1 protein-coding gene is annotated in these 703 nt (G+C 49.5%); it reads right to left on the reverse strand.

Going from position 1 to position 703, the window contains the following annotated elements; all coding sequences use genetic code 11:
• Positions 1–458: M28 family peptidase (locus AC2D8U_RS21030; RefSeq protein ID WP_484621022.1), on the reverse strand; the 458-nt coding region annotated here is incomplete at its 3' end.
• Between the last annotated feature and the right edge of the window lie 245 nt (positions 459–703).

A 703-nucleotide genomic window follows, 5' to 3' on the forward strand; every position in this document is an offset into this window, starting at 1 on the left:
GTCAGATCCTGGACATCCTTATTGTCGGCGATCCCGACGATGTTCTTGCTGCCCCAGAACACGTAGGGGAAGCGGCTGCCCTCTTCTTCGGCCAGGGAAACGACCTCCAGGGTGCGTTTGGGCGCGCCATAATTTTCTTTCAGGTACTGCATGGCGAGGAAAGCCGCCTCGATGCCAAACTGACCATCCAGGTTGCCGCCGTTGACCACGGTATCAACGTGGGAGCCGGACATGATCACCTCATCAGGGCTCTCGGTGCCGGTCAGTCGACCATAGATGTTTCCAATGTCGTCGGAATAAGCCAGGAAACCGGCCTGCTCGAACAGCTCCATAAATTTGTTCTGAGCGTCCAGCCACTCCTGGGTATAGAGCAGACGGGTCATGCCAGCATCCTGCTGATAACCAAACTGAGTGATCGTCTCAGAAGTCTTTTTCACTTGTTCTTTTAACTGCACCATCTCTTCCTTTCCTTAAGTTTGTTTAAAATGTCGTTTGGGAATAACGCATTTATTCACTAAGGTGTTGCATTTTTTTGAGCTTATCCGTTGAACGCGGATTTATTATCATAAGAATTTATGTAGACGTGCTCGGAGATCAGGTATTCATAAACGTCATCGACGATATTAATCCCTTCAACTTCCGATTTTTGGGCAACCATTTCGCTATTTTGTCCCGGGTAGAGCACGCGATCGAATCCTGGGGC

The sequence above is a fragment of the Ferrimonas sp. YIN67 genome (assembly GCF_057219095.1).